At 33.6% G+C, this 25,012-nt stretch carries 20 protein-coding genes; 9 read left to right on the top strand and 11 right to left on the bottom strand.

All coding sequences use genetic code 11. The features are described 5' to 3' along the window. Positions 1 to 113: 113 nt before the first annotated feature. Entirely contained in the window at positions 114 to 2,969 is a 2,856-nt protein-coding gene (carB, locus tag ACFO3N_RS21130) for a carbamoyl-phosphate synthase large subunit (RefSeq protein ID WP_250837244.1), read from the bottom strand. Positions 2,970 to 3,114: 145 nt separating this feature from the next. Next, positions 3,115 to 3,276: a 50S ribosomal protein L34 gene (rpmH, locus tag ACFO3N_RS21125; protein WP_008464848.1), complete on the bottom strand. Its 162-nt coding sequence runs from the start codon at positions 3,274 to 3,276 to the stop codon at positions 3,115 to 3,117. A gap of 169 nt (positions 3,277 to 3,445) precedes the next feature. Between rpmH and ACFO3N_RS21120 the strand changes: the two genes are divergently transcribed. Further along, on the top strand, positions 3,446 to 3,961 hold the full coding sequence (locus tag ACFO3N_RS21120) for a DUF2892 domain-containing protein (RefSeq protein WP_379800882.1): 516 nt from the start codon (positions 3,446 to 3,448) through the stop codon (positions 3,959 to 3,961). A 495-nt stretch (positions 3,962 to 4,456) separates the two neighbouring features. Here ACFO3N_RS21120 and ACFO3N_RS21115 read toward each other — a convergent pair whose 3' ends face one another. Then, positions 4,457 to 5,113 carry an alpha/beta hydrolase family protein gene (locus tag ACFO3N_RS21115; protein WP_379800881.1) on the bottom strand — a complete coding sequence of 219 codons (657 nt, stop codon included), beginning with the start codon at positions 5,111 to 5,113 and terminating at the stop codon, positions 4,457 to 4,459. A gap of 291 nt (positions 5,114 to 5,404) precedes the next feature. Between ACFO3N_RS21115 and ACFO3N_RS21110 the strand changes: the two genes are divergently transcribed. After that, positions 5,405 to 5,707, top strand: coding sequence for a GNAT family N-acetyltransferase (locus ACFO3N_RS21110; protein ID WP_250837246.1), 303 nt, complete (start codon positions 5,405 to 5,407; stop codon positions 5,705 to 5,707). Here the strand turns inward: ACFO3N_RS21110 and ACFO3N_RS21105 are convergent. The 3 genes from ACFO3N_RS21105 to ACFO3N_RS21095 all read right to left on the bottom strand — a co-directional run bounded on the left by ACFO3N_RS21105 (position 5,704) and on the right by ACFO3N_RS21095 (position 10,177). Then, a complete protein-coding gene (locus tag ACFO3N_RS21105; RefSeq protein WP_379800880.1) occupies positions 5,704 to 7,134 on the bottom strand; it encodes an anion permease in 1,431 nt (476 codons plus the stop codon). The genes ACFO3N_RS21110 and ACFO3N_RS21105 overlap by 4 nt on opposite strands. Before the next feature lie 20 nt (positions 7,135 to 7,154). Next, the gene (locus ACFO3N_RS21100) at positions 7,155 to 8,309 is read right to left on the bottom strand and encodes a porin (RefSeq protein WP_379800879.1); all 1,155 of its coding nucleotides are present in this window, start codon (positions 8,307 to 8,309) and stop codon (positions 7,155 to 7,157) included. 233 nt (positions 8,310 to 8,542) lie between these two features. Beyond that, a complete protein-coding gene (locus tag ACFO3N_RS21095; protein ID WP_379800878.1) occupies positions 8,543 to 10,177 on the bottom strand; it encodes an ABC-F family ATP-binding cassette domain-containing protein in 1,635 nt (544 codons plus the stop codon). Between the two features lie 247 nt (positions 10,178 to 10,424). Between ACFO3N_RS21095 and ACFO3N_RS21090 the strand changes: the two genes are divergently transcribed. Further along, on the top strand, positions 10,425 to 10,868 hold the full coding sequence (locus ACFO3N_RS21090) for a PepSY-like domain-containing protein (protein ID WP_379800877.1): 444 nt from the start codon (positions 10,425 to 10,427) through the stop codon (positions 10,866 to 10,868). Between the two features lie 138 nt (positions 10,869 to 11,006). Here the strand turns inward: ACFO3N_RS21090 and ACFO3N_RS21085 are convergent, their stop codons facing one another. Next, positions 11,007 to 12,182 (bottom strand): GlmU family protein, encoded by a 1,176-nt coding sequence (locus tag ACFO3N_RS21085; protein WP_379800876.1) that lies wholly within the window; start codon positions 12,180 to 12,182, stop codon positions 11,007 to 11,009. A 160-nt stretch (positions 12,183 to 12,342) separates the two neighbouring features. Next, a complete protein-coding gene (locus ACFO3N_RS21080) occupies positions 12,343 to 12,597 on the bottom strand; it encodes a type B 50S ribosomal protein L31 (RefSeq protein WP_007804523.1) in 255 nt (84 codons plus the stop codon). Positions 12,598 to 12,848: 251 nt separating this feature from the next. Between ACFO3N_RS21080 and ACFO3N_RS21075 the strand changes: the two genes are divergently transcribed. The 5 genes from ACFO3N_RS21075 (at position 12,849) to ACFO3N_RS21055 (ending at position 19,099) form a co-directional block, all read left to right on the top strand. After that, entirely contained in the window at positions 12,849 to 13,379 is a 531-nt protein-coding gene (locus ACFO3N_RS21075) for a DUF4199 domain-containing protein (RefSeq protein ID WP_202006066.1), read from the top strand. A gap of 8 nt (positions 13,380 to 13,387) precedes the next feature. Beyond that, on the top strand, positions 13,388 to 14,344 hold the full coding sequence (locus ACFO3N_RS21070) for a glycosyltransferase family 2 protein (RefSeq protein WP_379800875.1): 957 nt from the start codon (positions 13,388 to 13,390) through the stop codon (positions 14,342 to 14,344). A 126-nt stretch (positions 14,345 to 14,470) separates the two neighbouring features. Then, entirely contained in the window at positions 14,471 to 16,198 is a 1,728-nt protein-coding gene (locus ACFO3N_RS21065; RefSeq protein WP_379800874.1) for a phospho-sugar mutase, read from the top strand. A 242-nt stretch (positions 16,199 to 16,440) separates the two neighbouring features. Then, entirely contained in the window at positions 16,441 to 18,270 is a 1,830-nt protein-coding gene (locus ACFO3N_RS21060; protein ID WP_379800873.1) for an ABC transporter ATP-binding protein, read from the top strand. 127 nt (positions 18,271 to 18,397) lie between these two features. Then, positions 18,398 to 19,099, top strand: coding sequence for a hypothetical protein (locus tag ACFO3N_RS21055; RefSeq protein ID WP_379800872.1), 702 nt, complete (start codon positions 18,398 to 18,400; stop codon positions 19,097 to 19,099). Positions 19,100 to 19,569: 470 nt separating this feature from the next. On the opposite strand, the gene ACFO3N_RS21050 is transcribed toward ACFO3N_RS21055, so the two are convergent. The 3 genes from ACFO3N_RS21050 to ACFO3N_RS21040 form a co-directional block, all read right to left on the bottom strand. Continuing rightward, positions 19,570 to 20,289 carry a CREC-EF hand family protein gene (locus ACFO3N_RS21050; RefSeq protein ID WP_379800871.1) on the bottom strand — a complete coding sequence of 240 codons (720 nt, stop codon included), beginning with the start codon at positions 20,287 to 20,289 and terminating at the stop codon, positions 19,570 to 19,572. Positions 20,290 to 20,377: 88 nt separating this feature from the next. Continuing rightward, positions 20,378 to 22,843, bottom strand: coding sequence for a TonB-dependent receptor plug domain-containing protein (locus ACFO3N_RS21045; protein WP_379800870.1), 2,466 nt, complete (start codon positions 22,841 to 22,843; stop codon positions 20,378 to 20,380). 12 nt (positions 22,844 to 22,855) lie between these two features. Then, positions 22,856 to 24,538 carry a M23 family metallopeptidase gene (locus tag ACFO3N_RS21040; protein WP_379800868.1) on the bottom strand — a complete coding sequence of 561 codons (1,683 nt, stop codon included), beginning with the start codon at positions 24,536 to 24,538 and terminating at the stop codon, positions 22,856 to 22,858. A gap of 180 nt (positions 24,539 to 24,718) precedes the next feature. Here ACFO3N_RS21040 and ACFO3N_RS21035 point away from each other — a divergent pair, with 180 nt between their 5' ends. Next, positions 24,719 to 25,009, top strand: a complete 291-nt coding sequence (locus ACFO3N_RS21035; protein ID WP_379800866.1) for a hypothetical protein — start codon at positions 24,719 to 24,721, stop codon at positions 25,007 to 25,009. Positions 25,010 to 25,012: the final 3 nt, after the last annotated feature.

The following is a 25,012-nucleotide window of genomic DNA, read 5'->3' as shown; positions in this document are numbered from 1 at the left end:
TACTTGGGATTTTAAATCTAAATAATTAAATTAATTGATTCTAAAAGAAAAATGCATCAAACAAAAAAGCTCCAATTTTCATTGGAGCTTTTCTTTTATAGTAGAATCTGAGATTATTTACTCAAATACATTTTTCTTCTAGAGTACAATTCGTAGAATTGATCATCTTTTAAATCATCAATAAACAAGATACTTTCTCCTGTCGATTTCATTTCTGGCCCTAACGCTTTGTTTACGTTCGGGAATTTGCTGAAAGAGAAAACTGGTTGTTTGATTGCGTATCCTTTTAATTGTGGATTGAAATCAAAGTCAGTTACTTTATTGTGACCTAACATTACTTTTGTAGCGTAGTTTACATAAGGTTCTCCGTAAGCTTTTGCAATAAACGGAACCGTTCTTGAAGCTCTTGGGTTTGCCTCGATGATGTAAACTGTATCGTCTTTAATCGCAAACTGAATATTGATTAAACCAACCGTTTTTAAAGCTCTTGCAATTTTATGCGTATGATCTTTAATTTGCTGCATTACAAATTCTCCTAAGTTAAAAGGAGGCAATGTAGCGTTACTATCTCCAGAGTGAACTCCACAAGGCTCGATGTGCTCCATAATTCCGATGATGTAAACATTTCCATCAGCATCACAGATTGCATCAGCTTCAGCTTCGATTGCTCCCGCTAAGTAGTGATCCAGTAATAATTTGTTTCCTGGAATTGCTTTCAACAAATCGATAACGTGCTCTTCCAATTCTTTTTTGTTGATTACAATTTTCATTCCCTGACCTCCTAATACATAAGAAGGACGAATTAAAAGTGGGAAATCTAAAGTATCTGCTAATTTTGAAGCTTCATCAGCCGTTTCAGCGATTCCGAATCTTGGGAAAGGAATATGCAATTCAGTCAATAAATCTGAGAATCTTCCTCTATCTTCTGCCAAGTCAAGTGCATCAAAACTAGTTCCGATGATTTTTACTCCGTATTTAGACAATTTATCTGCTAATTTAAGAGCCGTCTGACCTCCCAGCTGCACGATTACACCTTCTGGTTTTTCGTGTTGGATAATGTCATAAATATGCTCCCAGAAAACTGGCTCGAAGTATAATTTATCAGCTGTATCAAAATCTGTAGAAACTGTTTCAGGATTACAGTTAATCATGATCGTTTCGTAACCACATTCTTTAGCTGCTAAAACTCCGTGTACACAAGAGTAATCAAATTCGATTCCCTGACCAATTCTGTTTGGTCCAGAACCAAGAACGATTACTTTCTTTTTATCTGTAAGAACACTTTCGTTATCTACATAACGCTCTCCATTTGCTTTTTCGATTTCTGCCTCAAAAGTTGAGTAATAATAAGGTGTTTTAGCTTTAAATTCAGCCGCACAAGTATCAACCAATTTGAACACACGATTGATATTCATATTCATACGTAAAGTGTGCACTTCACTTTCTAAACAACTCATCATGTGAGCGATTTGTCTATCTGCAAAACCTTTTTGTTTTGCCTCAAGCAATAATTCTTTTGGAAGATTTGAAACTTTGTAGTTTGAGATTTCTTTTTCTAAAGTATAAAGCTCTTCGTATTGCTTTAAGAACCACATGTCGATTCTTGTAATTTCGTGAATGGTACTTAATGGAATTCCCATTGCAATTGCATCGTAGATTACGAATACACGATCCCAACTTGCATAAGTTAGTTTTTCGATAATTTGTTCGTAATTTTTATATCCTTTTCCATCAGCTCCTAAACCATTTCTCTTAATCTCTAAAGATTGAGTTGCTTTGTGAAGTGCTTCTTGGAAAGAACGTCCGATTCCCATAACCTCACCTACAGATTTCATCTGAAGACCTAAAGTTCTGTCTGAACCTTCAAATTTATCGAAGTTCCAACGTGGTATTTTTACGATTACATAATCTAAAGTTGGTTCGAAAAGAGCCGAAGTCGATTTTGTAATTTGGTTTTGCAATTCATCTAAGTTGTATCCTAAAGCTAGTTTAGAAGCAATTTTTGCAATTGGGTATCCAGTTGCTTTTGATGCTAAAGCAGAAGAACGAGATACACGAGGATTGATCTCGATTGCTACGATATCTTCTTTTTCGTCTGGTGAAACTGCAAATTGCACGTTACATCCTCCCGCAAAATTTCCGATACTTCTCATCATTAAGATAGCGTAGTCACGTAATTTTTGGAAAGTCGTATCAGATAATGTCATCGCTGGCGCAACTGTAATCGAATCTCCCGTATGGATTCCCATTGGATCCATGTTTTCGATAGAACAGATAATTACAACATTGTCATTTTTATCTCTTAAAAGTTCTAACTCGTATTCTTTCCATCCCATTAACGCTTTATCAATTAAAACTTCGTGAATTGGAGAAGCTTCAAGTCCGCGAGTTAAAAGCTCATCAAAATCTTCTTTTTTGTAAACCACAGCTGCTCCAGTTCCTCCTAGTGTAAACGATGGACGAATAACAAGCGGGAAACCAAATTCTTGAGCGATTTCTTTTCCTTCAAGGTAAGAAGTAGCCGTTTTTGCAGGTGCAGTTGGCACATTAATTCTTTCTAAAAGCTGTTTAAACTGCTCTCTGTCTTCTGTAATATTAATAGCATTTACATCAACACCGATTAATCTCACTCCGAAATCTTGCCAGATTCCTTTTTCTTCAGCTTCCAAACACAAGTTTAAGGCTGTTTGTCCTCCCATTGTTGGTAAAACAGCATCAATTTGCGGATGTTCCTTAAGAATTTCAATAATCGATTTTGTCGTTAAAGGTTTCAAATAAATATGATCGGCCATAGATGGGTCGGTCATAATCGTCGCTGGATTCGAGTTAATCAAGATAACCTCAATTCCTTCTTCACGAATCGAGCGTGCAGATTGAGATCCCGCATAATCGAATTCGCAAGCTTGGCCAATAACAATAGGTCCTGAACCTATTATTAAAACTGATTTTATTGATGTGTCTTTAGGCATTTTGTATGTATTGTGTAGTTGTTTACGATTTAAAAAAACTTTTCTAGTGCACTATAAACTAGAAAGTTGAGAGATTTTTTACCGACAAGGTATAAAAAAAGGCGATACTAAAAAAGTAATCGCCTTATGTATGTTTATACAAACATTATTTTTTGTGTCTAGGCTCGCTAGAAACAGTTAATTTATGTCTTCCTTTTGCTCTTCTACGCGCTAGAACTTTTCTTCCATTCGCAGAAGCCATTCTGTCCATAAATCCGTGCTTATTTCTTCTTTTTCTTTTCGATGGTTGAAACGTTCTTTTGCTCATTGCTTTGTATCTTTAAAAATGGTATCTATTAACTCGTTTATTTGGTTTTGGATATCGTTGTTCAAAAACCGAGTGCAAATATACAAAGACTTTTTTTTCTGGCAAGTACTTTTATAAAAATATTTTTAATTCCTTTTACTATCTTTGCAATCACAAATTTACAATAATTATGTTTCACAAGAATATTAAACTTATTTTGGCCGGACTTCTTGTAGTGGCGGGCGTTTGGCAATTTACAGAAAGTAATATTGGGAATGGTATTTTCCTTATCTTATTGACTGCAATTCCAATTTTTCTTTATTTTAAAAACGAATTTATCCTTTTAGCCTTCCTTAAATTAAGAAAACAAGACTTCGAAGGTGCTAATAAATGGTTATCATATATCAAAAATCCAGAAGGAGCATTAGTAAGAAAACAGCAAGGGTACTTAAATTATTTACAAGGTATCATGCTATCTCAAACCAATATCAACCAAGCTGAGAAACATTTCAAAAAAGCAATCGAACTTGGACTATCAATGGATATGGATTTGGCTGTAGCTAAATTAAACCTTGCTGGAGTTGCAATGTCTCGCAGAAGAAAATTGGAAGCGACTAATTTATTAAACGAAGCTAAAAAATTAGACAAACAAGGTATGCTGAAAGAGCAAATCACGATGATGAAAGAACAAATGAAGAAAATCTAATTTTCTAAATTACAATATTTAAAATCCCAAATTCCAAAAAGAGTTTGGGATTTTTTATTGTAGATTGTTGAGTTTAGATTTTAGATTTTGCTCATTTTATGTCTTCCTGAGCGAAGTCGAAGGACACGCAAATTAAACAAAACACTGAATGGATTTAGCATATGATCCTTCGACTTCGCTCAGGAGGACAAGCGTGATGTTTACTTTACGCACACCTTTGTCTTTTTTCTATTTTAGATTGCTGATTTAGATCTTTCTATTTTGAAGATTTTCCATATAGTATGTCATCCCGAGGAACGAGGGATCTCCGTAAGAAACTCCCCCAAAGTAAATTACCAATCTTTGTCGAGCTACTTGCGGAGATTTCTCCCTACGATCGAAATGACAAGATTATGTACAGATGTGCTTAGATAAATCTTTGTCAAAGTTTTTAAACTTTGACAAAGATTACAAATCCTCAAAGTATTGGAATTTGGAATTTTTAAAATTGGAATTTCACTCAAGTATAATCGAAGGCAAATTCTCATTCAGCCATTTATACTTATTCAAGATCATAATATGGGTTCCTCCTTTTACTAAAATGCATTTATCAATATACTTAATCGGAAAAACATCATCTTTATCTCCGTGGATATGCACTACATTTTCGTCAATCTTATCGCGATCCCATAAGATTACACTTTCTACCGCCCATTGTAGATATCCTAAATCACGTACAGATAAAAATTTCTCGTACAATTTAATACGTTTATTGACTTTTTCGCCAAATGAAAATTTAGCCAATTTCTCAACATTCAGAATTAACTGCATCGGAATTAGTTTGTAGGCTTTTGTCCTCTTCCCTATTTTCATTCTTCTTGGAAACTCCAAATTGCTTCTTACACTCGATATAATAATAACTTTTCGTGCTTTTATATGTTTCGAAATTTCCTGAACTAGAATTCCGCCAAAAGAAACTCCTACTAAAACAGGATTTTCGTGTTTTATATTTTTACTAATTCGAAATGCATAATCTGATAAAGATTCTTTCGGATTTGGAATTTCCCATTCTAAAAGATGCATTTCAAAAGTATCTTCATCCAATTTTATTCTTTCAAAAATAGATGAACTCGCAGCCAAACCTGGCATAAAATAAACTGGAATTTTACTCATAACATTAAAATGAAATTACCATTAAGATATTTATTCTAAAAAATAAAGTTACTTTTTTTAATGTCATGATAATCAAATTTCAGACCTATTTTATGGCAATTCAAAAAAAATCCAAGTTGAAAACAAAAACTTAAAGTTTATAGCTGCAAAAAATAATTTAATATTGAAAATCAAATGATTACCTTTGCAATTCGAAATATTTCTTGAATTTAAAACTTATAAAGAATTTTCTTTCAATAAAATTTCGAGTCCCAAATTCACTATTTACCAATAACCTAACAAGAAATTACTATGGAATCTTCTGTAACTATGGAAATCAAAGACAACACTTTTGCACGCCAATTTGAAACTGTCATCCCTGAAGGAATGTTAGCAGTTGAGTATTCATTTCAAGAAAAAAAAATCTTTTTAACCAAGATCAACAAACCAGATTCATACGAGAACGAAGAAACGATCAATATGCTGCTTAAAAATATATTAGATTTAAGTTCTGAAAAAAATTACAGAGTAGTTCCTATTCACCCAAAGATTGTTTCGTTTTTCAAAAAAAACCCTAGATATAAAGAATTACTTCCTCCAGGAATTAGAATCTAAAAATATCCAATTACTCGGAGCCACAATCCTCCTATTACCATATAGATAAAGAGCATAACCAAACCCGTTATAAGCCCTTTGACCCACCAACTCTTTAGGTCAACGTAACCGCTCCCGAAAAATACAGGTGCCGGACCATGACCATAATGCGTTAAAGTTCCGTAAAGAGATCCGACAAAACCAAGCATAAATGCTAGTAATAATCCCGGAATTCCGAGCGAAACACCAACACCAAGCAAGGCTGCGTACATTGCTGCAACGTGCGCAGTTGCACTTGCAAAAAGATAATGACTAAAAAAGTATACCAATATAATAATCGGAAAAGCCATCTGCCAGCTTAATCCGCCAATTTCTGCTTTTACCAAATCACTAAACCACGCGATAAAGCCTAATTCATTAAGTGAACTGGCCATCATTACCAGAACAGAAAACCACACAATGGTATCCCAAGCACCTTTTTCGGCTTTTACATCATCCCATGTCAAAACTGAAGTTAAAAGTAAAATTACCAATCCAATAAAAGCTGTTGTTGTTGCATCAATAGAAAGCAAATCTCCTGTCATCCATAGAAAAAGCAGAATAAAAAAGGTCAGCAGCATCATCCATTCATTTCTAGTTATCGCTCCCATTTCTTTCAATTTCTGTGTTGCAATCTGCGGCGCATCTCCAGTCTTTTTTAATTCTGGAGGATAAATTTTATAAAGAACGAACGGAATTACAATAAAAGCACATAACCCTGGAACAATTGCTGCCGCCGCCCAAGACATCCAGCTAATTTTTATTCCTAAATTAAGTGCAAACTTCTGACACATCGGATTACTCGCTGTTCCTGTTAAAAACATTGAAGATGCGATCAAGTTCATATTATAACTATTCAAAGTTAAATAAGCCCCTAATTTTCTATGCGTTTCAGGTTTGTCTGGCATTGAACCAAAACTCATCGACATTGATTTCATGATGGGATAAACAATTCCTCCTCCTCTAGCCGTATTACTCGGAACAGCTGGCGCTAAAACCAAATCTGCCAATCCTAAACCATACGCGAGTCCTAAAGAACTTTTTCCGAATATTTTTATGAATAAAAAAGCAATTCTGTTTCCCAGACCTGTTTTTATAAATCCTCTTGCTATAAAAAATGAAATTCCGATCAGCCAGATTACCTTATCACCAAATCCTTTTAATGCTAATGTGATCGATTTTCCAGGATTTCCTGGAGCCAAAACCTGAGACATCGCCGTTAAAGCAATTGCAATCATACACATTGTTCCCATCGGAGCCGCTTTTAAGATAATTCCTAAAATAGTAGCTACGAAAATGGCAAACAAATGCCAAGCTTCTGTTACAACCCCTTCTGGAGCAGGAACAAACCAAATGGCAACCAAAACTGCCAACGTAATTAGGGTCTGTGGAATTTTTACTTCTTTCATAAAAACAAAGATTAAGTGAATTAAATTCTGAGCTGTAACTGAATTAAAAATAAATTATCGTTGTAGGTTGACGTATCTGGAATGCTTTTATCAAATCTGTCAATTTCAAATCCCATCTCGATACGTCCTGTATACGATTTTCCGAATTCCAAACTGACCATTGGCGTGTAAGTGGTGCGTACATTTGAATCGATTTTGTAGCTCGGATCAAAAGTTTCGTAGCGACAAGAAATTTCAAATGCCGTAAGTTTTTTATAATCTACTTGATATCTAAAATTCGGCAAAAAATAGATCCCCCGCATTTGATAATCTGCAACATTCTCTGTACGGCTAGCAACTGGCAAAGAATAATATAAATTATGATTTGTTCCTTGCTTATATTCTATCTGCAAATCAAAACTTAGCTTATCGGTTATTTTAAAATCACTGGTAATATCTGCTCCTAGTGCAAAAACATCTTCCTTAAAGACTTTCCCGAAACCTCCGTTTAACCCCAGATTAATTTTATGCTCTTTTGACAAACCAAAAACCCATCTTGAGGAATATTGTTTTCCGTTATCTTTATCCATTTCTACATTTTTCCCATTTCCATTCAAAATAGAAACTGCATAATTCACTGGAATCTTCCCAATATCAAAAGATCCTGTAGCCGATGCTCCAATTTGAAAACTTGTCCATCCATTTTTTCCAAATTCATAATACTGATTCGAAAAATCAAAAGATTTAATAATATCTACCGGAACAAGCTCCTCAAGACCAAATGCTGGACGAAATTGCCCTCCTGTTAAAGCTATATATTTATTAAAAGTATATTTCCCGTAGGCATTTTCAAGAACTTTTCCTTTTGGATCAGATTTAAAATCGGCTAAATTGACCAGAATTACAATTTCTGTAGTCTCGCTTAACTTTGTATTTAAACCCACACGCATTCTTTTTATGTCAAAAGAACTTTGAACTGCATCTCCCGTTGAATGATGCGTTCCTAAAACGTCTACATTATCTCCAAAACTCTCTAGATATCTTGCTTGAAGAAGCCCTTTTAATTGAAATTGCGGATATTTTACTTCTTCACTCTCTTTTTTATCAGCTCCTTGATTCACATCTCCTTGGGCATATAAAAAAAATGGGGTTATAAAAAAAAGGAAAAAAAATGGCGATAGTAGACTTTTACTCATAGGCTTAAATTAAATGAAACAGTAATGCTTATATAGCGATTTAAAAATCAGCGTTCTATTCTTGATCAAAAAACTTAATTACTTATAGTCAACACGAAATGAGAACACTAAAGTAACAAAAAAAGATATTTTATGTAAAAAAAATTGCATTAAAATACTGTTACGAATATTGCAACAAAGAAAAAGGGCATAAGAATAAACTTATGCCCTTTGAAAATTATATTGAAAAAATACTATTTCTCGATCTCTCTCATAGAATCCATTTTCTTATGCGCTAAGAAACCAGCCACATCTTCAAAGTGTTCTTTAACTCTTTTATTTCCGAATTCAAAGACTTTAGTCGCTAATCCGTCAAGGAAATCACGGTCGTGAGAAACCAAGATCAAAGTTCCGTCGAAATCGCGTAAAGCATCTTTAATGATGTCTTTGGTTTTCATATCTAAGTGATTCGAAGGCTCATCTAGAATTAACAAGTTAACCGGCTCCAACAATAATTTAATCATTGCCAAACGAGTTTTCTCTCCTCCAGAAAGCACTTTTACTTTTTTAGTAATATCATCACCTTGAAACATGAAAGCTCCTAAAATATTTTTGATTTGGGTTCTGATATCACCAACTGCAATGCTATCGATTGTTTCAAAAATGGTAGCATTTTCATCTAATAAAGCGGCTTGATTTTGAGCAAAATATCCTATTTGTGCATTATGCCCAATTTCTACGCTTCCAGAATCAACGCCTATTTCTTTCATAATCGCTTTAATCATTGTCGATTTTCCTTCACCATTTTTTCCAACGAAAGCTACTTTCTGACCGCGTTCAATTACAATGTTTGCATCTTTAAAAACAACATAATCACCATAAGCTTTAGACATTTCTTTTACAATAACAGGATATTGTCCAGAACGTGCTGCTGGCGGGAATTTTAATCTTAAAGCTGATGTATCTACTTCATCAACCTGAACAATTTCCAATTTTTCAAGCATTTTTACACGAGACTGAACGGCATCTGTTTTAGAGAATGTTCCTTTGAAACGGTCAATAAAAGCACGATTTTCTGCAATCATTTTTTGCTGCTCATCATATGCTTTTTGCTGGTGAATTCTACGATCTTTTCTTAATTCTAAATAATGAGTATATTTTGCCTTATAATCATAAATCCTTCCCATTGTAACCTCAATAGTACGATTGGTGATATTATCAACAAAAGCTCTATCGTGCGAGATTACCACTACAGCTTTAGCTTGGTTTAGCAAAAATTCCTCTAACCACTGAATACTTTCAATATCCATATGATTCGTTGGCTCATCTAGCAAAATCAAATCAGGCTTTCTCAATAGAATTTTAGCCAATTCGATACGCATTCTCCATCCTCCTGAAAATTCAGAAGTTTGACGTCCAAAATCTTCACGCTCAAAACCTAAACCAACCAAAATTTTCTCAACTTCAGCTTCGTAGTTTACTTCTTCAATTGCATAAAATTTTTCGCTTAAGTCAGAAACTCTTTCGATCAATTTCATGTATTCGTCACTTTCATAATCTGTACGAACTGTCAATTGCTCATTAATAGCATCGATTTCAGCTTTCATTGTAAAAATCTCACTGAAAGCTTTTGACGCTTCTTCCATAACCGTTGCACCGTCTTCGGTAAGCAAATGCTGTGGCAAGTAAGCGATTACAGCTTCTTTTGGAGCAGAAATACTTCCGGTTGACGGTTTGTTTGCACCTGCAATTATCTTTAAAAGTGTAGATTTTCCCGCACCATTTTTACCCATAAGGGCAATTTTGTCATTTTCATTAATAGCAAAAGAAACATCGCTAAAAAGTGTAGTTCCACCAAACTGAACCGAAATATCGTTAACTGTAATCATTTGTGTTTGTTAATTTGTTTAATCGGTTAATCGTTTATCTGACTACCCATTTTTTTTTCGTGCTGCAAAGATAGATTAATTAGATAATTAGGCAATTTGAAAATTAGATAATTATGAGAATGTGTTGTCTAGATAATTTACAAATTAAATAATGCCTTAACTGTAAAGAACGAAACCCCAATCGTTTTTTTTAATATTTTGAAATTTTAGTCTTAACTTGTACTATAATTTTAAAAATCAGCGAAATATGAAAACGAAATTAAAACTGACTATCTGCTTAATTACGGGATTACTATTTGCACTTTCTGCAAATGCACAAAAAACCGTAATTAAAAAAGAAGCTTTGCCAGGCAATGCACAAACATTCTTAAAAACGCATTTTGGATCTAAGAAACCGAGCTATATACTAGAAGACAAAGAAATTCTTTCTACAGAATACAAAGTGCAATTTAGCAATCAAACAGAAGTTGAATTTGACAAAAAAGGAAATTGGAAAGAAGTAGAGGCTAAAACTGGAAAAGTTCCAAAATCTATTATCCCAAAAAAAATTGCTTCTTATATAAAAGAAAATTTTCCTAAAGAAGACGTAACCAAAATAGAAATTGGCTCTTCTGGTTATGAAACAAAATTAACCAATGGTTTAGAATTAAAATTCAATTTAAAAGGGGATTTCACTAAGATTGACAAATAAGTAAAATTAGAAAATGTGTCAATTAGGAAATTAGAAAATTCTCTAAAACCTTAAAATAACAAAACCCGACAGGTTTTAAAAACCTGTCGGGTTTGCTATAATTATCTAATTATCAAATTGACTAATTATCTAATTAAATTAGTCTTTTCTCCATTTTTTAGTTTCTTCGAAAATATGCTCCATAATTGCAACTTCCGTTGCATCGAATTCTATATTTCTTCGGCTCATCACTAACCTCGCTGTTTCAAAAGCTTTTTTAGTTACGTAAGTTGTAAAACCTGCAGCGCCTCCCCAAGAAAAACTTGGAACAAAATTGCGAGGAAATCCAGACCCGAAAATATTAGCGCTTACTCCAACAACAGTTCCTGTATTAAACATCGTATTGATTCCGCATTTACTGTGATCTCCCATCATTAAACCACAAAACTGAAGTCCGGTTTTAGCAAAACCTTCAGTTTCATAGCTCCATAATTTTACTTCTTCGTAATTGTTTTTTAGGTTTGAGTTGTTAGAATCGGCTCCAATATTACACCACTCCCCTAGAACAGAATCACCTAAAAATCCTTCATGCCCTTTATTTGAATTCGCAAAAAGAACTGAGTTTTTAACTTCTCCACCTATTCTCGATCCAGGTCCAACAGTCGTTGCTCCATAAACCTTCGCCGACATTTTTACCATTGCATTTTCGCATAAAGCAAAAGGTCCGCGAATAACCGTGCCTTCCATAATTTCGGTATTTTTACCTATATATATAGGACCGTTTGAAGCGTTTAGAGTTACAAACTCTAGTTTTGCACCTTCTTCGATAAAAATATTTTCTGGAGCAATTACATTAACGCTTTTAGGAATGGGTTGCGAAGTACGATCCTCTGTCAAGTATTTAAAATCTTGACGAATCGCTGCATCGTTTTTTGAGAAAATATCCCAAGTATGCTCTATCGTAATACAATCTTCATTGTACTGAATAATTTCATAAGAATCAAAATCGACTTCTTCTTGGTTTTCGTTAGCAAAAAATGCAATTACATCTTCACCTTTAAAGATTGCTTGGTTTTCTGTTAAATTAAAAACCATCTCTGCAAGAGTATCATTTGGCAAATACGCTGCATTGATCATTACATTTTCCTCCATTTCAACCATTGGGAATTTCTCCGATAAATATTCCTCTGTTATAGTCGTGATTGTCGAACCAAGATATTTTTCCCATTTCTGGCGAATTGTCATGATTCCTACCAAAATATCAGCTACTGGACGTGTAAAAGTAAAGGGTAATAAAGCATTCCGAACGGGCCCATCGAAAAGAATGTAGTTCATAAATAATTGAGTGTTTGTTAAAATTTGATTTGGTTACCTGGCACCAAAGTTACAAATATTTTACCGGTTTAGTAAAAAACCACTTTAACGAAAAGTAATATTTAACGCATAAAAAAAGCCTTCCAAAACTGGAAGGCTTTTGTATAATGTAAAACAGCTATTATTTTTTAGCGTGTTTAGCGTATTTAGTTTTGAATTTATCAATACGTCCTGCAGTATCGATAAGTTTAGATTTACCAGTATAAAAAGGGTGAGATGTTCTAGAAATCTCCATTTTTACAACTGGATACTCAACTCCGTCAACTTCAATTGTTTCTTTTGTATCTGCAGTAGATTTAGTGATAAAAACGTCATCATTAGACATGTCTTTAAATGCAACTAATCTGTAATTTTCTGGGTGAACTCCTTTTTTCATCTTGTCTTTTTATTTATTGTTAATAGAGCATCTTCATTTTGAAGCTTTTTCATGGTTAGAAAAAGGTATAAACAAACAATACTCTTTTTTGTTTAAAAATTTAATTATTTTTGAGTGTGCAAATTTACAATTCTTTTTTAATAAACAAACAGTTAGCTTACTTTTTTTTAGTTTATTTCGAAAAGCTTTTTTTATATCCGATTATAGTGGGAATTACTATATTTGTGGATTAATTTTAAACCTATCACAATATGATTAATGAAGTTATAAAAAAGAACGGCGTTACTTACGGAATCATCTTAGGAATTATTCTGGCATTAATTACAGCAACTATCTATGCCGTAGATTTAAAATTATTTGTTTCAGGCTGGATTGGCGGTTTAACTTTTGTTATTTATGTAGTAATTGGAATCCTATTACTTACCAAAACAAAAAAAGACATCAATGGTTTTTTCTCTTTCAAAGACGCTTTTACAACCTTCTTTATAACTACAATAATTGCTCTTGCAATTTCGACTTTGTTCAGCATCCTATTATTTAATGTAATTGATCCTGAAGCAAAAACAACTATAAGCGAATTATTGGTTAAATACATGGCTGAAACATTGCAGAAATTTGGAACTCCAGCCGCTAAAATAAATGAAGCATTAGCTAAAATGAAAGAAAACAATCCTTTCTCAACTGTTGAACAATTAAAAGCTCTTATTTTCAGCATCATTGGCTATTCAATCTTAGGATTAATTTTAGCAGCATTTTTTAAAAGCAAATCTACACAAGAATAAAAATATAAATGAATTTATCTATACTTATACCGCTTCTAAACGAGGAGGAATCACTTAAAGAACTCTACACATGGATCATTAAAGTGATGCAGTCTAACAATTACTCTTATGAAATCATTTTTGTAGATGATGGTAGTACAGATAATTCTTGGCAGATTATTGAAGGTTTCTCCAACGAAAACCCAAGTGTAAAAGGGATTCGTTTCATGAAAAACTTTGGAAAATCTCAAGCTTTACATGCTGGTTTCGCAAAAGCTAAAGGTGATGTTATTATTACCATGGATGCCGACTTGCAAGACAGCCCAGACGAAATTCCTGAATTGTATGAAATGATTACAGCTCAGAAATTCGATTTGGTTTCTGGATGGAAAAAGAAACGTTATGATTCTGTTGTGGCCAAAAATCTTCCTTCAAAATTATTTAACTGGGCCGCTAGAAAAACTTCTGGCGTTGAACTAAACGATTTTAACTGCGGATTGAAAGCCTACAAAAACGTCGTGGTAAAAAACATCGAAGTTTCTGGCGAAATGCACCGCTACATTCCTGTTTTGGCTAAAAATGCTGGATTTGGAAAAATTGGCGAAAAAGTAGTCATTCACCAAGCTAGAAAGTATGGTGAAACCAAATTCGGAATGGAACGTTTTATAAACGGTTTCTTGGATTTGATTACAATTTGGTTTTTATCAAGATTCGGAAAAAGACCTATGCACCTATTTGGTGCAATGGGTTCGTTAATGTTTATCATCGGATTTTTGTCTGCAGGATACATTGGCGTTTCCAAACTATACCATATGTATACTGGAATGAAATACACTTTGGTTACCAACAATCCGTGGTTTTACATTGCTTTAACCACAATGATTCTTGGCACTCAATTATTTTTAGCAGGTTTCTTAGGTGAAATTATTCTAAGAACCAAAAGCAATGAAGCACGTTACAAAGTAGCTCGAGAGGTTAATTTTTAATTTTTTTGTCTTTATGCAGTATTTTTTTTTAAAATCCGTTTTTAAATAAGACACAAAAATATTGCATACAGCACCTTTAACCCTCTGTAAAAATCTATTTTTAAATAAATAAAAACGAAATCAAAAATGAATATAGCACCAAACATACTAAACGCGGTCAATGAATGGTTAACACCAACATTTGACCAAGAAACGCAAGCAGCAGTTAAAGAATTAATGACCACTTCTCCAAAAGAACTGGAAGAGAGTTTTTACAAAAACTTAGAATTCGGAACTGGAGGAATGCGTGGTGTTATGGGGGTTGGTGATAATAGAATCAACAAATATACGCTTGGAAAAAACACTCAGGGATTATCTGACTACCTGCACAAAGTTTTTCCAAACGAACCTTTAAAAGTAGCTATTGCTTACGATTGTCGCCATAATAGCAATACTTTAGCAAAAGTGGTGGCTGATGTTTTCTCGGCAAACGGAATTCAAGTGTATTTGTTCTCTGATTTGAGACCAACACCAGAATTATCTTTTGCACTTAAATATTTAAAATGCCAGTGTGGAATTGTTTTAACAGCTTCTCATAATCCGCCAGAATACAACGGCTACAAAGTTTACTGGCAAGATGGTGGGCAGATTGTTCCTCCACAAGACAAAGAAATTGTCAATGTAATTGAAAGTTTGGGTTACGACAAAATCAAATTCAATGCAAACGAAAGTTTGATTGAATACATTGATACCGAAATAGACAAAGCTTTTATAAAATCGTCTATTGAAAATGCAAGTTTTAATACTCCAGCTGAAGCTAAAGACAACCTTCATATTGTTTTTACTTCATTGCACGGAACTTCTATAAAATCAATTCCAGATACTTTATCGCAAGCGGGATATAAAAATGTTCATATTGTTCCTGAGCAAGCTGTTCCAGACGGAGATTTCCCTACAGTAAAATCGCCAAATCCAGAAGAACCAGAAGCTTTAACAATGGCTTTGGCTCTAGCAGACAAAACAAATTCTGACATTGTAGTGGGTACAGATCCTGACTGCGACCGATTGGGAGTTGCCGTTCGTAACAACGATGGTAAAATGATTTTATTGAACGGAAACCAGACGATGGTTTTAATGACTTCTTTCTTATTGAAACAATGGAAAAAAGCAGGTAAACTAAACGGAAAACAATTCGTGGGTTCAACAATTGTTTCTACTCCAATGATGATGGAATTGGCAACAAGCTATGGTGTTGAATGCAAAGTAGGATTGACTGGTTTTAAATGGATCGCAAAAATGATCAAAGATTTTCCTGAACTTGAATTTATCGGTGGTGGTGAAGAAAGTTTCGGATTTATGGTTGGCGATGCCGTTAGAGACAAAGATGCTGTTGCTGCTACCTTATTAATATGCGAAGTTGCCGCTCAAGCTAAAGCTGCAGGAAGCTCAGTTTATAAAGAACTTTTACAGCTTTATGTTGAAAATGGTTTCTACAAAGAATTCTTAGTTTCTTTAACTAAAAAAGGAATGGAAGGTTTACAAGAAATCAACCAAATGATGATTGATTTACGCGAAAATCCTTTAAAAGAAATCAACGGACAAAGAGTTATTATGGTTGAGGACTACCAATCGTCTATTGCTTTGAATTTATTAGACGGTTCAGAATCGACGATGGAAATTCCAAAATCGAATGTATTGATTTATTATACAGAAGACGGATCAAAAATTTGCGCTAGACCAAGTGGAACGGAACCTAAAATTAAATTCTATATCAGTGTAAATGCTGCAATTGAATCGGTTTCTGATTTTGATGAAGCAGAGAAATTCTTAGACAACAAAATACAAAATATCATTGCAGACATGCAGTTAAATTAAACCTGCATTTCTCAATTAATACAATTTTGCAAATTGCATGCAGAATTACAAGTTCGATATCTTTGAACTCTGGTTTACAATCTTGAAAGTAAATCAGAGTTTTTTTTATAAAAAAAACTAAAAAGAAATTGAAAACACCTCAATTGGATTAATTTTGTGCATTGAAAATTACATGCTCAAAATAAATACTAAAACCCAAAAGAGCTGACCCAACCAAAAGAAAATAACATCAAGAAAAATAAATGAGTAATTTCAAAAAAATAGTTCCTTTTATATATCCGTATAAAAAATACGCATTCTTAAATATCTTTTTCAATGTTTTGTATGCACTTTTCAGCACACTTTCGTTTGTGGCTTTAATTCCTATGCTTCAGGTATTATTTGAAAAAGGAAAAAGAGTAGAAATAGAGCCAGTTTACGAAGGCATTTTTAAAATAAAAGATTATGCCGAAGACTATTTGGCTTATTACATTACCACTGCACAAAAAAACCATGAACCTGGTTATGTTTTGTCGGTAATGGTTGCCATTATCATTTCGATCTTTTTACTTAAAAACTTAGCCGATTATCTGGCCATGTTTTTTATCAATTTCCTTAGAAACGGAGTATTAAAAGATATGCGAAATGCTTTGTACAAAAAAACACTAGAACTTCCTTTGGCTTTTTATTCTGAAAAAAGAAAAGGAGACGTAATTTCTAGAATTTCAGCTGACGTAAACGAGGTTCAAAACTCTTTCTTAGCCATCTTGGAGCTTATTGTAAAAGAACCTTTAACCATTATTTTTACCATAACCACGATGCTTATCATTAGTGCTAAGCTGACTTTGTTTGTTTTCATTTTTATTCCTGTTTCTGGATATATTATTTCATTGATTGGAAAACAGCTTAAAAAACAATCAACCAAAGCCCAAGAAGAGCAAGGAAGATTCCTTTCTACTATCGAAGAAACAATTGGTGGACTGAAAGTTGTAAAAGGATATAATTCTGAAAATTACTTTAATAAAGTTTTTCAAAACTCGACAGAGCGTTTTTTCACTTTATCAAATAGTATTGGAAACCGCCAAAACTTAGCTTCTCCAGCAAGTGAATTTATGGGAATTACCGTAATTGCCATTTTGCTTTGGTACGGCGGTCAGATGGTTTTGATTGACAAAACATTACAAGGCGCTGCATTTATTGCTTATATGGGATTAGCTTACAACATTCTAACTCCTGCAAAAGCAATTTCTAAAGCTTCTTATGGAGTAAAAAGAGGAAATGCCGCAGCAGAACGTGTTCTCGAAATTTTAGAGCAAGAAAACACTATTGTTTCTAAAGAAAATGCTGTTGAAAAAACAACTTTTGATGACAATATCAGTGTTCAAAATGTAAACTTTAAGTACGAAGAAGAAACAGTTTTAAAAGACTTTTCTCTTCAAATAAAAAAAGGACAAACTGTTGCTCTTGTTGGACAATCCGGAAGTGGAAAAAGTACAATTGCCAATTTATTGACTCGTTTTTACGATGTTAACGATGGTTCGATTTCTATTGACGGAATCAACATTAAAGACATGAATCTGCAATCTCTTCGAAGCTTGATGGGATTGGTAACGCAAGACAGCATTTTATTTAACGACAGTATTAAAGCAAATATCGCTTTAGGAAAATTAGACGCGACTGATGACGAAATTATCGAAGCACTTAAAATTGCGAATGCTTATGAGTTTGTAAAGGATCTTCCGCAAGGAATATACACAAACATAGGCGACAGCGGAAACAAGCTTTCGGGAGGACAAAAACAGCGTTTATCTATTGCCCGTGCCGTATTGAAAAATCCGCCGATTATGATTTTAGATGAAGCGACATCGGCTTTGGATACAGAAAGCGAAAAATTTGTTCAGATAGCATTAGAAAACATGATGCAGAACAGAACGTCGATTGTAATTGCACACCGACTTTCGACTATTCAGAAAGCAGATGTGATTGTCGTAATGCAAAAAGGAAAAATCGTTGAACAAGGAACTCACGAAGAATTAATTGCCCACAACGGAACTTACAATAAGTTAGTTACTATGCAGTCTTTCGAATCATAAGACTTTCACATAACAAATAATCTAACACAGATTAAGGAAATATTAAAACTCAGTTTAATTTCTTTAATCTGTGTTTATTTTTATAACTTTAGGATAGTTAAAGATTGAAATTTAATTCTTTCAGAAAATGTATCTTAACAACCCCAACATAAAACTGCCAGACGATCCCGATACTATAGTTTGGAAATATCTAGACCTATCCAAATTTCTTGATTTATTGCTTTCGAAGAAACTTTTTATGTCGCGTTCAGACAAGTTTGAAGATCAATATGAAGGAACTTTCAGTGAACCGACTTACGAAGAGATTAAAAAACTTGCCGCAGATAATCCTGAATTTTTAAATTACTACAAAACACATCGCGAAAAAGTAGCCATAAGCAGCTGGCACATTAACGAATATGAATCTTTTGCCATGTGGCAGATTTTCACCAAAAACAACGAAGGCTTAGCTATTCAATCTACAATTGGGAGACTGCAAAAAGCAGTAAAACCAGAAAACAATTTTGACCAGTTTATCGGTGAAGTAAATTACATCGATTATAAAAAAGAATATATTCCGTTTGATGATTTATTCTTTCCGTTTTTATTTAAAAGAAAAAGTTTTCAATACGAAAGAGAAGTCCGTATCCTGAGTGACACTTCCAAAAGTGACATCAAATTAAATGACGGCTTAAAGATCAACGTCGACATCAACCAATTAATCGAAAAAATCTACATTCACCCAAAATCTGAAAACTGGTACAAAAAACTAGTAATAGAATTGGTTGAACGTTTAGGATTCGGTTTCGAAATCGAAAAATCGGATCTTGAAAGCGATATATTGATTTAAAGATGCTAAGGTGCTGAAATACTAAGATACTAAGATTCTGAGATGCTAAGATTCTAAGTTTTTTTTGCCACAGATTAAAAGGATTAGAAAGATTTTTCCACCGTTTCTGATTTGATTATGTTCCGTAGGAACATTTCATCGGTAGAAAAAATTATATTGTTTTGGTTAATTACGTTCCGTAGGAACGTTTGATTTTTGGTGTATTTTTTTTTAAAACAATGCAACGCATCCAACGTTCCTACGGAACGTAAATTGATTTGTCATCATTTTTTTCTACCGACCAGACATTCCCACGGAATGACGGCTTGATGTATAAAAATAAAAAACGCTGTTTTCATTAATAAAAGCAATTTAAAAAAGAGAGGCTATTTCAATAAGTTGAAACAGCCTCTCTTTTTATAAATCTTTTTAATCCTTTATCTGTGGCAAGAAAAAAACTTAGAATCTTAGCATCTCAGAACCTTAGCACCTTAGATAGGCTTATAACTCTTCACTTCCCATTTTTTAGAAGTCAGATCTATATAATTGTAGTGCAACACATCATTTTTATCAAACTGACCATTTTGGTTTGTATCTTCAATGGTTCTAAAATACAAACGGTTTTTAGATTCTATCAAACTCCAATCTACTAATTCTTCTAAATCGGCTGAAACTTTTGTAAAATTTTCTCCGCTGATATCACTTAAGTACAAAGTTTTAATATCGCTTGTATCAATTTTTCCGTCTTTATTAGTATCTAAATCTGTTAATGTATAAACCATCACATTATTATGCGTTTTATCGGCAACGGTTTTCAGAAAAGTAGCTGTTAAAATTAGAACTGGTTTATCTGATAAAGGTCTGATAGAATCTGAATCTACTTTCTGAAATTTTAAATTCTGAAGATATCCTGTAATTTCATATTCACCTAAATTAGAAATTGTAAAACTTACATCATTAACACTCGAAGAACCAAATCTTGCCTTAGATCCTCTTTCAAAAACCCTTAAATCTCCAACTGGATGAATTAAATAATTGGTTCCTTCCATTTGAATTGGCAAATCGGCGATTTCAATCTGGGTTGTATCGGTTTTAGTAATGCTCACTTTATTTGAAGCACCGTAACTTACTTTTGGTTTTTGAACTTCTTCTCGGCAGCTTATGACTGTTCCGATAAGTATAAGGGCGATATATTTAAAATACTTTTTCATCTACAATGATTATATACGATTATCAAATATACTATTTTTGATTGTATTTTTTGTTTTTATTGAATTTTATAACCGATCACGAAGCAGATTAAAGCCTCGCATTAATCTTAACGTTAAAAACTCTCGAAGTCATATAATTTGGAATCGCATATTGATTTTTTGAATACACATCACGAACCCAAGTATTTGTAATCGCATTTTGATTATTAAAGAGATTAAAAATTTCTAACCCCAGAGACAATTCTTTAAAATTCTTTAGCCAGCCTGTTTTTGTGTTTTGCGTGCTAGCATCTACGAAAACCTTTGCAAAACCAATATCGGCTCTTCTATAATCATTTAATCTGTTTTGATATAAATACGGATCTGAATATGCTGGCGCACCTCCAGGCAAGCCTGTATTATAAACCAAGTTCAAATAGACTTTCACACTTGGAATGTTGGGCATATAATCCTGAAACAACATCGCAAACTTTAATCTCTGATCCGTCGGACGGGCAATATATCCTTTGTTTTCATAATTTTCTTCCGTTTTCATGTATCCAAAACTTATCCAAGATTCGGTTCCAGGAACAAATTCGCCGTTTAATCTAAAATCAAGACCTTGCGCATAGGCTTTTGCATTGTTATTGGCAACATACCGTATACGAACATTATCAATCGAATACACATTTACATCTGAAAGTGATTTATAATAAAGTTCTGTCACCCATTTAAAGGGGCGGTTCCACATTTTAAAATTATAGTCGTTACCCAAAACAACATGAATTGCTTCCTGCGCTTTTACATTTGGGTTTACAACCCCTTCCAAATCTCGAAGTTCCCTATAAAATGGCGGTTGATGGTACAATCCTCCAGAAATTCTAAAAACCATATCGCGATTCCAATCTGGTTTTATTGCAAATTGTGCACGCGGACTTACCACAAATTGTGTTTTTCCTTCTTCTATTGCTCCCGAAACATTCCATCCTTGAAAACGTGCTCCTAAATGATACCAAATCTGACTTGAACCAATTTCCGATTGTTTATTCCACTGTGCATAACCAGAAAATCTATTTATAGTATTAAAATTTGTAGCACGAATATCTTGATACGGCAAAAGCGGCCCAGCATAAGGAGTATAGGGCTGATTATTTTTTGGAAAAATAAGTAAAGGCGGATTTATAGAAAATCCGGCAGAATCGATTACCTCCCATTCTACCACTCGATCTCGAATGGATTCTCTAGTATATTTTAAACCAAACTCTAACTGGCTTTCTTTACAGTTCTGAATTCCTTTCAATTCAATATTTGCAATTAAGGCATCCAAATCGTTACGGGCATGATTTAGCTGAGAACCAATTCCGCGCGTAAAATCAACTGCCGAAGCATTTTCTGGATCTTCAGCGTTTACGCTTCCTAAACGGTATTGCGCCAAAATATCAAAATGTTCCTTTTCTGTAGTATGAAATAAAGAACCAATTAATTTTAAAGTAAGTGTAGAAGATGCTTTATAAGTAGTTTTCAGAGCCCCAAAATAAGTATCGTATTGATCTTTTTCTTGCCCGTCATAATATACTGAAAGCGCCATTGGCTGGTCTGCTGTACCAAAATTAGTTTGGCGCACCAAAGGTTCATATGAATATTTATTTTGAGAAATATTTCCTAAAAAGCTCATTTGCCACTTTTCAGAAATATCGTAATTGATATTCGTTTGAATATCGGCAAAAGTCGGTTTGTAATTCGTCTCTGTATCTTGGCTGTTTACCAAAAGGCTATTATTTCTATAACGTACTCCAGTTACCGCTGACCATTTTTTGTTTTTAGACACTAAATCAACCGCAGCACTTCCTCCTAGAAAACTAGCTTCAAAAGCAGCACCAAATTGAGTTGGCTTGCGATAAGTAATATCTAAAACAGAAGACAATTTATCTCCAAACTTGGCTTGAAATCCACCAGCAGAAAATTCAACATTCTGCACCAAATCTGTATTTGTAAAACTCAAACCTTCTTGCTGTCCAGAACGAATTAAAAACGGACGATACACTTCTACTTCATTCACATAAACTAGATTTTCATCATAATTCCCGCCTCGCACCATATATTGTGAACTTAGCTCATTGTTTGAATTAACACCCGGAAGCGTTTTCAAAATATTTTCGATTCCGGCATTTGCGCCTGGAATTTTCTTTATGGTTTCCGTATCAACAGAGGTAATCCCTTGAACTCGCTTTCTATTTCCAGAAGAAACAAAAACCTCTCCCATTTGCTCCTCCGAATTATTCATAATCGGATTAAAAACAAAAACTTCATTTGTTTTCAAACTAACAGTTAAACTCACCATTTTTAATGAAACGTGAGTAAAAATCAAAGAAACTTTTTTGTTTGAAGGAATTACAATTTCATAAAACCCATTCGAATCTGACTGAACAAAAGTATTCTGCCAAGAGACATTCACACCCGAAACAGGATGTTTCTCTGCATCTAAAATCAGCCCTTTAATATGAGCGTTTTGAGCTAATGCAATACAGCTGAAAAATAAAAAGAGAAAAGCGAATGTAAACCTATTTTGACTCAAAGATTTGGGGTTTTATTTTTTTTGACTTCTGAAAAAACGAGTTTCAAAGATAGTAGTATTTCCTACATTATCAACTACCTCAATTTTTAAAACGTTTTCTCCTTCTGCCAAATACTGATCATCAAAAGTATGAGTAATTCTTCTGGCTTTATTTTCATATTCAAACAAAACCCAACTTCCGTTTAAATATCCATTATAAGACTTAATTCCCGACAAAGCATCACCTATTGTAAAGTCAATTTTCTTTTGATCGCTAATCCATTTTCCTTCAACTGGTTTTGCAATTTTTATCACTGGCGCAATTGTATCTAGAACCAAACCATATGTACCTAATATTTTTGCTTTGGCAGTAAAAACGTCTCCTTTTCTAATGGTTCCATTATAACTTGTTCCTTTACCAATATATAGCTTGTCTCGCAATGATTCTGGATATGTATCGTCTTTTATCGTAATTGTAAAATTAGAATGCACCGGAACCGTATCGTCATGAATAAAGACTTTGTTATTTCTAACATCAAAATTCATATTAAAATCATCATAGAAAGTTCCAGCTGGAAAGAAAACCGACATATTATCTTTCTCAAAGTTGGCATCTCTGTTATACTTAATAAAATATTTTCCGTCAACCGGCACCGCTTCTACAAGTGGCGTCGCGGTATCAAACTCAATTGGAATGGTCACCGAATTCATGTTACCAAAATAATCTGAAACCTCGATTTTGTAATTTGAAGTTAAATTAGGTTCTGCTTTTACAATACCACGAAGAGAATCTGTTTTTATAATGCTTAAAGCAAAAGGCGTTTTCATAAAAAGCTTTTGCACGCGCTGTCCAGATTTTTTATAACGAGAATAATCTATCAAAGCATTGATATAACGCATTTCATCAAAAGAATAGGTATTAAATTGATAATTATAATTCTGATTTCCGTTGAAAAAAGTCGAAACATTAAAAACTCCATTTTTGTTATGCGAGACATCATCGGTATCTACCGCATTAATTCCGAAACCTATTTTTCCGTTAGTTTTTACTTTAGAAGCTAAATAAGTTCCATCTTTTTGGAGCACCATATTAACCAACAAAGGCTGTTTTGAAAGATTGACAGTACCATTATCCAAAGGATAAGCATATAAACTTGACAAAGTAGGCTTTTTGGTATCTTTTAAATTTTGATCAAAGCCAAAGAATATCGGATTGATAACAAACTCCGTTTTACTATCTCTTATTTCAAAATGAAGATGCGGACCTTCAGACGAACCTGTATTTCCAGAAAGGCCAATTATATCTCCTTTTGAAACAGGAAGTTCACCTGGTTTTGGAAACATTTCAATTTCATACGCCTTTTCTTTATAATGTGTTTTTTTTACATAATCTAAAATGGCACCCGTTGGCGTTTGCAAGTGCCCATAAACAGAAGTATAACCATTTGGATGCGTGATGTAAATACATTTTCCATTTCCGAAAGTCGAAATTTTGATTCTCGAAACATATCCATCAGCAATAGCATGCACAGTTAATCCTTCTCTCTGATTGGTTTTCAAATCAAAACCAGCATGAAAATGATTCGGTCTTAACTCTCCAAAATTACCCGAAAGTTGCATCGGAATATCTAATGGAGGACGAAAATAATCTTTAGGATATTGCGTTTGAGCAAATATAAAATTACAAATCAAAAGGGTAAAGGCAGAAAATCTCATAAGCAACATTTTTGCTAAGATAAAGAAAAATAGAACAATAAAAGCAAGAAAAAACCTATAATTTCACAATTAATTGAATTACATATATTTATCTATTTTAATGTAAAAAAATCGATAAAAAATTGCATTAATAAAAAGGAATATTAACTTTGTAGGATTAAGTAATGAATAGGATGTATAATGAGTGTAATTGCAGAAATAATTGATACTCTTGAATATAAAGCCCAAAAGCTTTTTGAGAAATCAAAAGGTTTGGAGCAAAACAATCAAGTATTACGATTAGAATTAGCCAAAGCTGCGCAAATTATCCAGAAACAATCTGAGGAAATAGAAGCTTTGAAAAAGCAAAATGAAACACTTAAAATAGCCAATTCGTTACTTGGCAGCGACAATAACAAGAGAGAGACAAAGCTTAAAATAAATTCATTAATTCGCGAAATTGATTACTGTATAGCACAACTATCAGATTAATAA

It is taken from the genome of Flavobacterium chungangensis, assembly GCF_042654045.1.
In the GTDB taxonomy this organism is placed as follows: Bacteria; Bacteroidota; Bacteroidia; order Flavobacteriales; family Flavobacteriaceae; genus Flavobacterium; species Flavobacterium chungangensis.
This window is presented reverse-complemented; position numbering and strand designations above follow the sequence as displayed.

Coding starts and splice junctions, on each gene's coding strand:
- carB (WP_250837244.1), bottom strand. CDS start 2,969: ATGCCTAAAGACACATCAATAAAATCAGTTTTAATAATAGGTTCAGGA.
- rpmH (WP_008464848.1), bottom strand. CDS start 3,276: ATGAGCAAAAGAACGTTTCAACCATCGAAAAGAAAAAGAAGAAATAAG.
- ACFO3N_RS21120 (WP_379800882.1), top strand. CDS start 3,446: ATGTTTCACAAGAATATTAAACTTATTTTGGCCGGACTTCTTGTAGTG.
- ACFO3N_RS21115 (WP_379800881.1), bottom strand. CDS start 5,113: ATGAGTAAAATTCCAGTTTATTTTATGCCAGGTTTGGCTGCGAGTTCA.
- ACFO3N_RS21110 (WP_250837246.1), top strand. CDS start 5,405: ATGGAATCTTCTGTAACTATGGAAATCAAAGACAACACTTTTGCACGC.
- ACFO3N_RS21105 (WP_379800880.1), bottom strand. CDS start 7,134: ATGAAAGAAGTAAAAATTCCACAGACCCTAATTACGTTGGCAGTTTTG.
- ACFO3N_RS21100 (WP_379800879.1), bottom strand. CDS start 8,309: ATGAGTAAAAGTCTACTATCGCCATTTTTTTTCCTTTTTTTTATAACC.
- ACFO3N_RS21095 (WP_379800878.1), bottom strand. CDS start 10,177: ATGATTACAGTTAACGATATTTCGGTTCAGTTTGGTGGAACTACACTT.
- ACFO3N_RS21090 (WP_379800877.1), top strand. CDS start 10,425: ATGAAAACGAAATTAAAACTGACTATCTGCTTAATTACGGGATTACTA.
- ACFO3N_RS21085 (WP_379800876.1), bottom strand. CDS start 12,182: ATGAACTACATTCTTTTCGATGGGCCCGTTCGGAATGCTTTATTACCC.
- ACFO3N_RS21080 (WP_007804523.1), bottom strand. CDS start 12,597: ATGAAAAAAGGAGTTCACCCAGAAAATTACAGATTAGTTGCATTTAAA.
- ACFO3N_RS21075 (WP_202006066.1), top strand. CDS start 12,849: ATGATTAATGAAGTTATAAAAAAGAACGGCGTTACTTACGGAATCATC.
- ACFO3N_RS21070 (WP_379800875.1), top strand. CDS start 13,388: ATGAATTTATCTATACTTATACCGCTTCTAAACGAGGAGGAATCACTT.
- ACFO3N_RS21065 (WP_379800874.1), top strand. CDS start 14,471: ATGAATATAGCACCAAACATACTAAACGCGGTCAATGAATGGTTAACA.
- ACFO3N_RS21060 (WP_379800873.1), top strand. CDS start 16,441: ATGAGTAATTTCAAAAAAATAGTTCCTTTTATATATCCGTATAAAAAA.
- ACFO3N_RS21055 (WP_379800872.1), top strand. CDS start 18,398: ATGTATCTTAACAACCCCAACATAAAACTGCCAGACGATCCCGATACT.
- ACFO3N_RS21050 (WP_379800871.1), bottom strand. CDS start 20,289: ATGAAAAAGTATTTTAAATATATCGCCCTTATACTTATCGGAACAGTC.
- ACFO3N_RS21040 (WP_379800868.1), bottom strand. CDS start 24,538: ATGAGATTTTCTGCCTTTACCCTTTTGATTTGTAATTTTATATTTGCT.
- ACFO3N_RS21035 (WP_379800866.1), top strand. CDS start 24,719: ATGAGTGTAATTGCAGAAATAATTGATACTCTTGAATATAAAGCCCAA.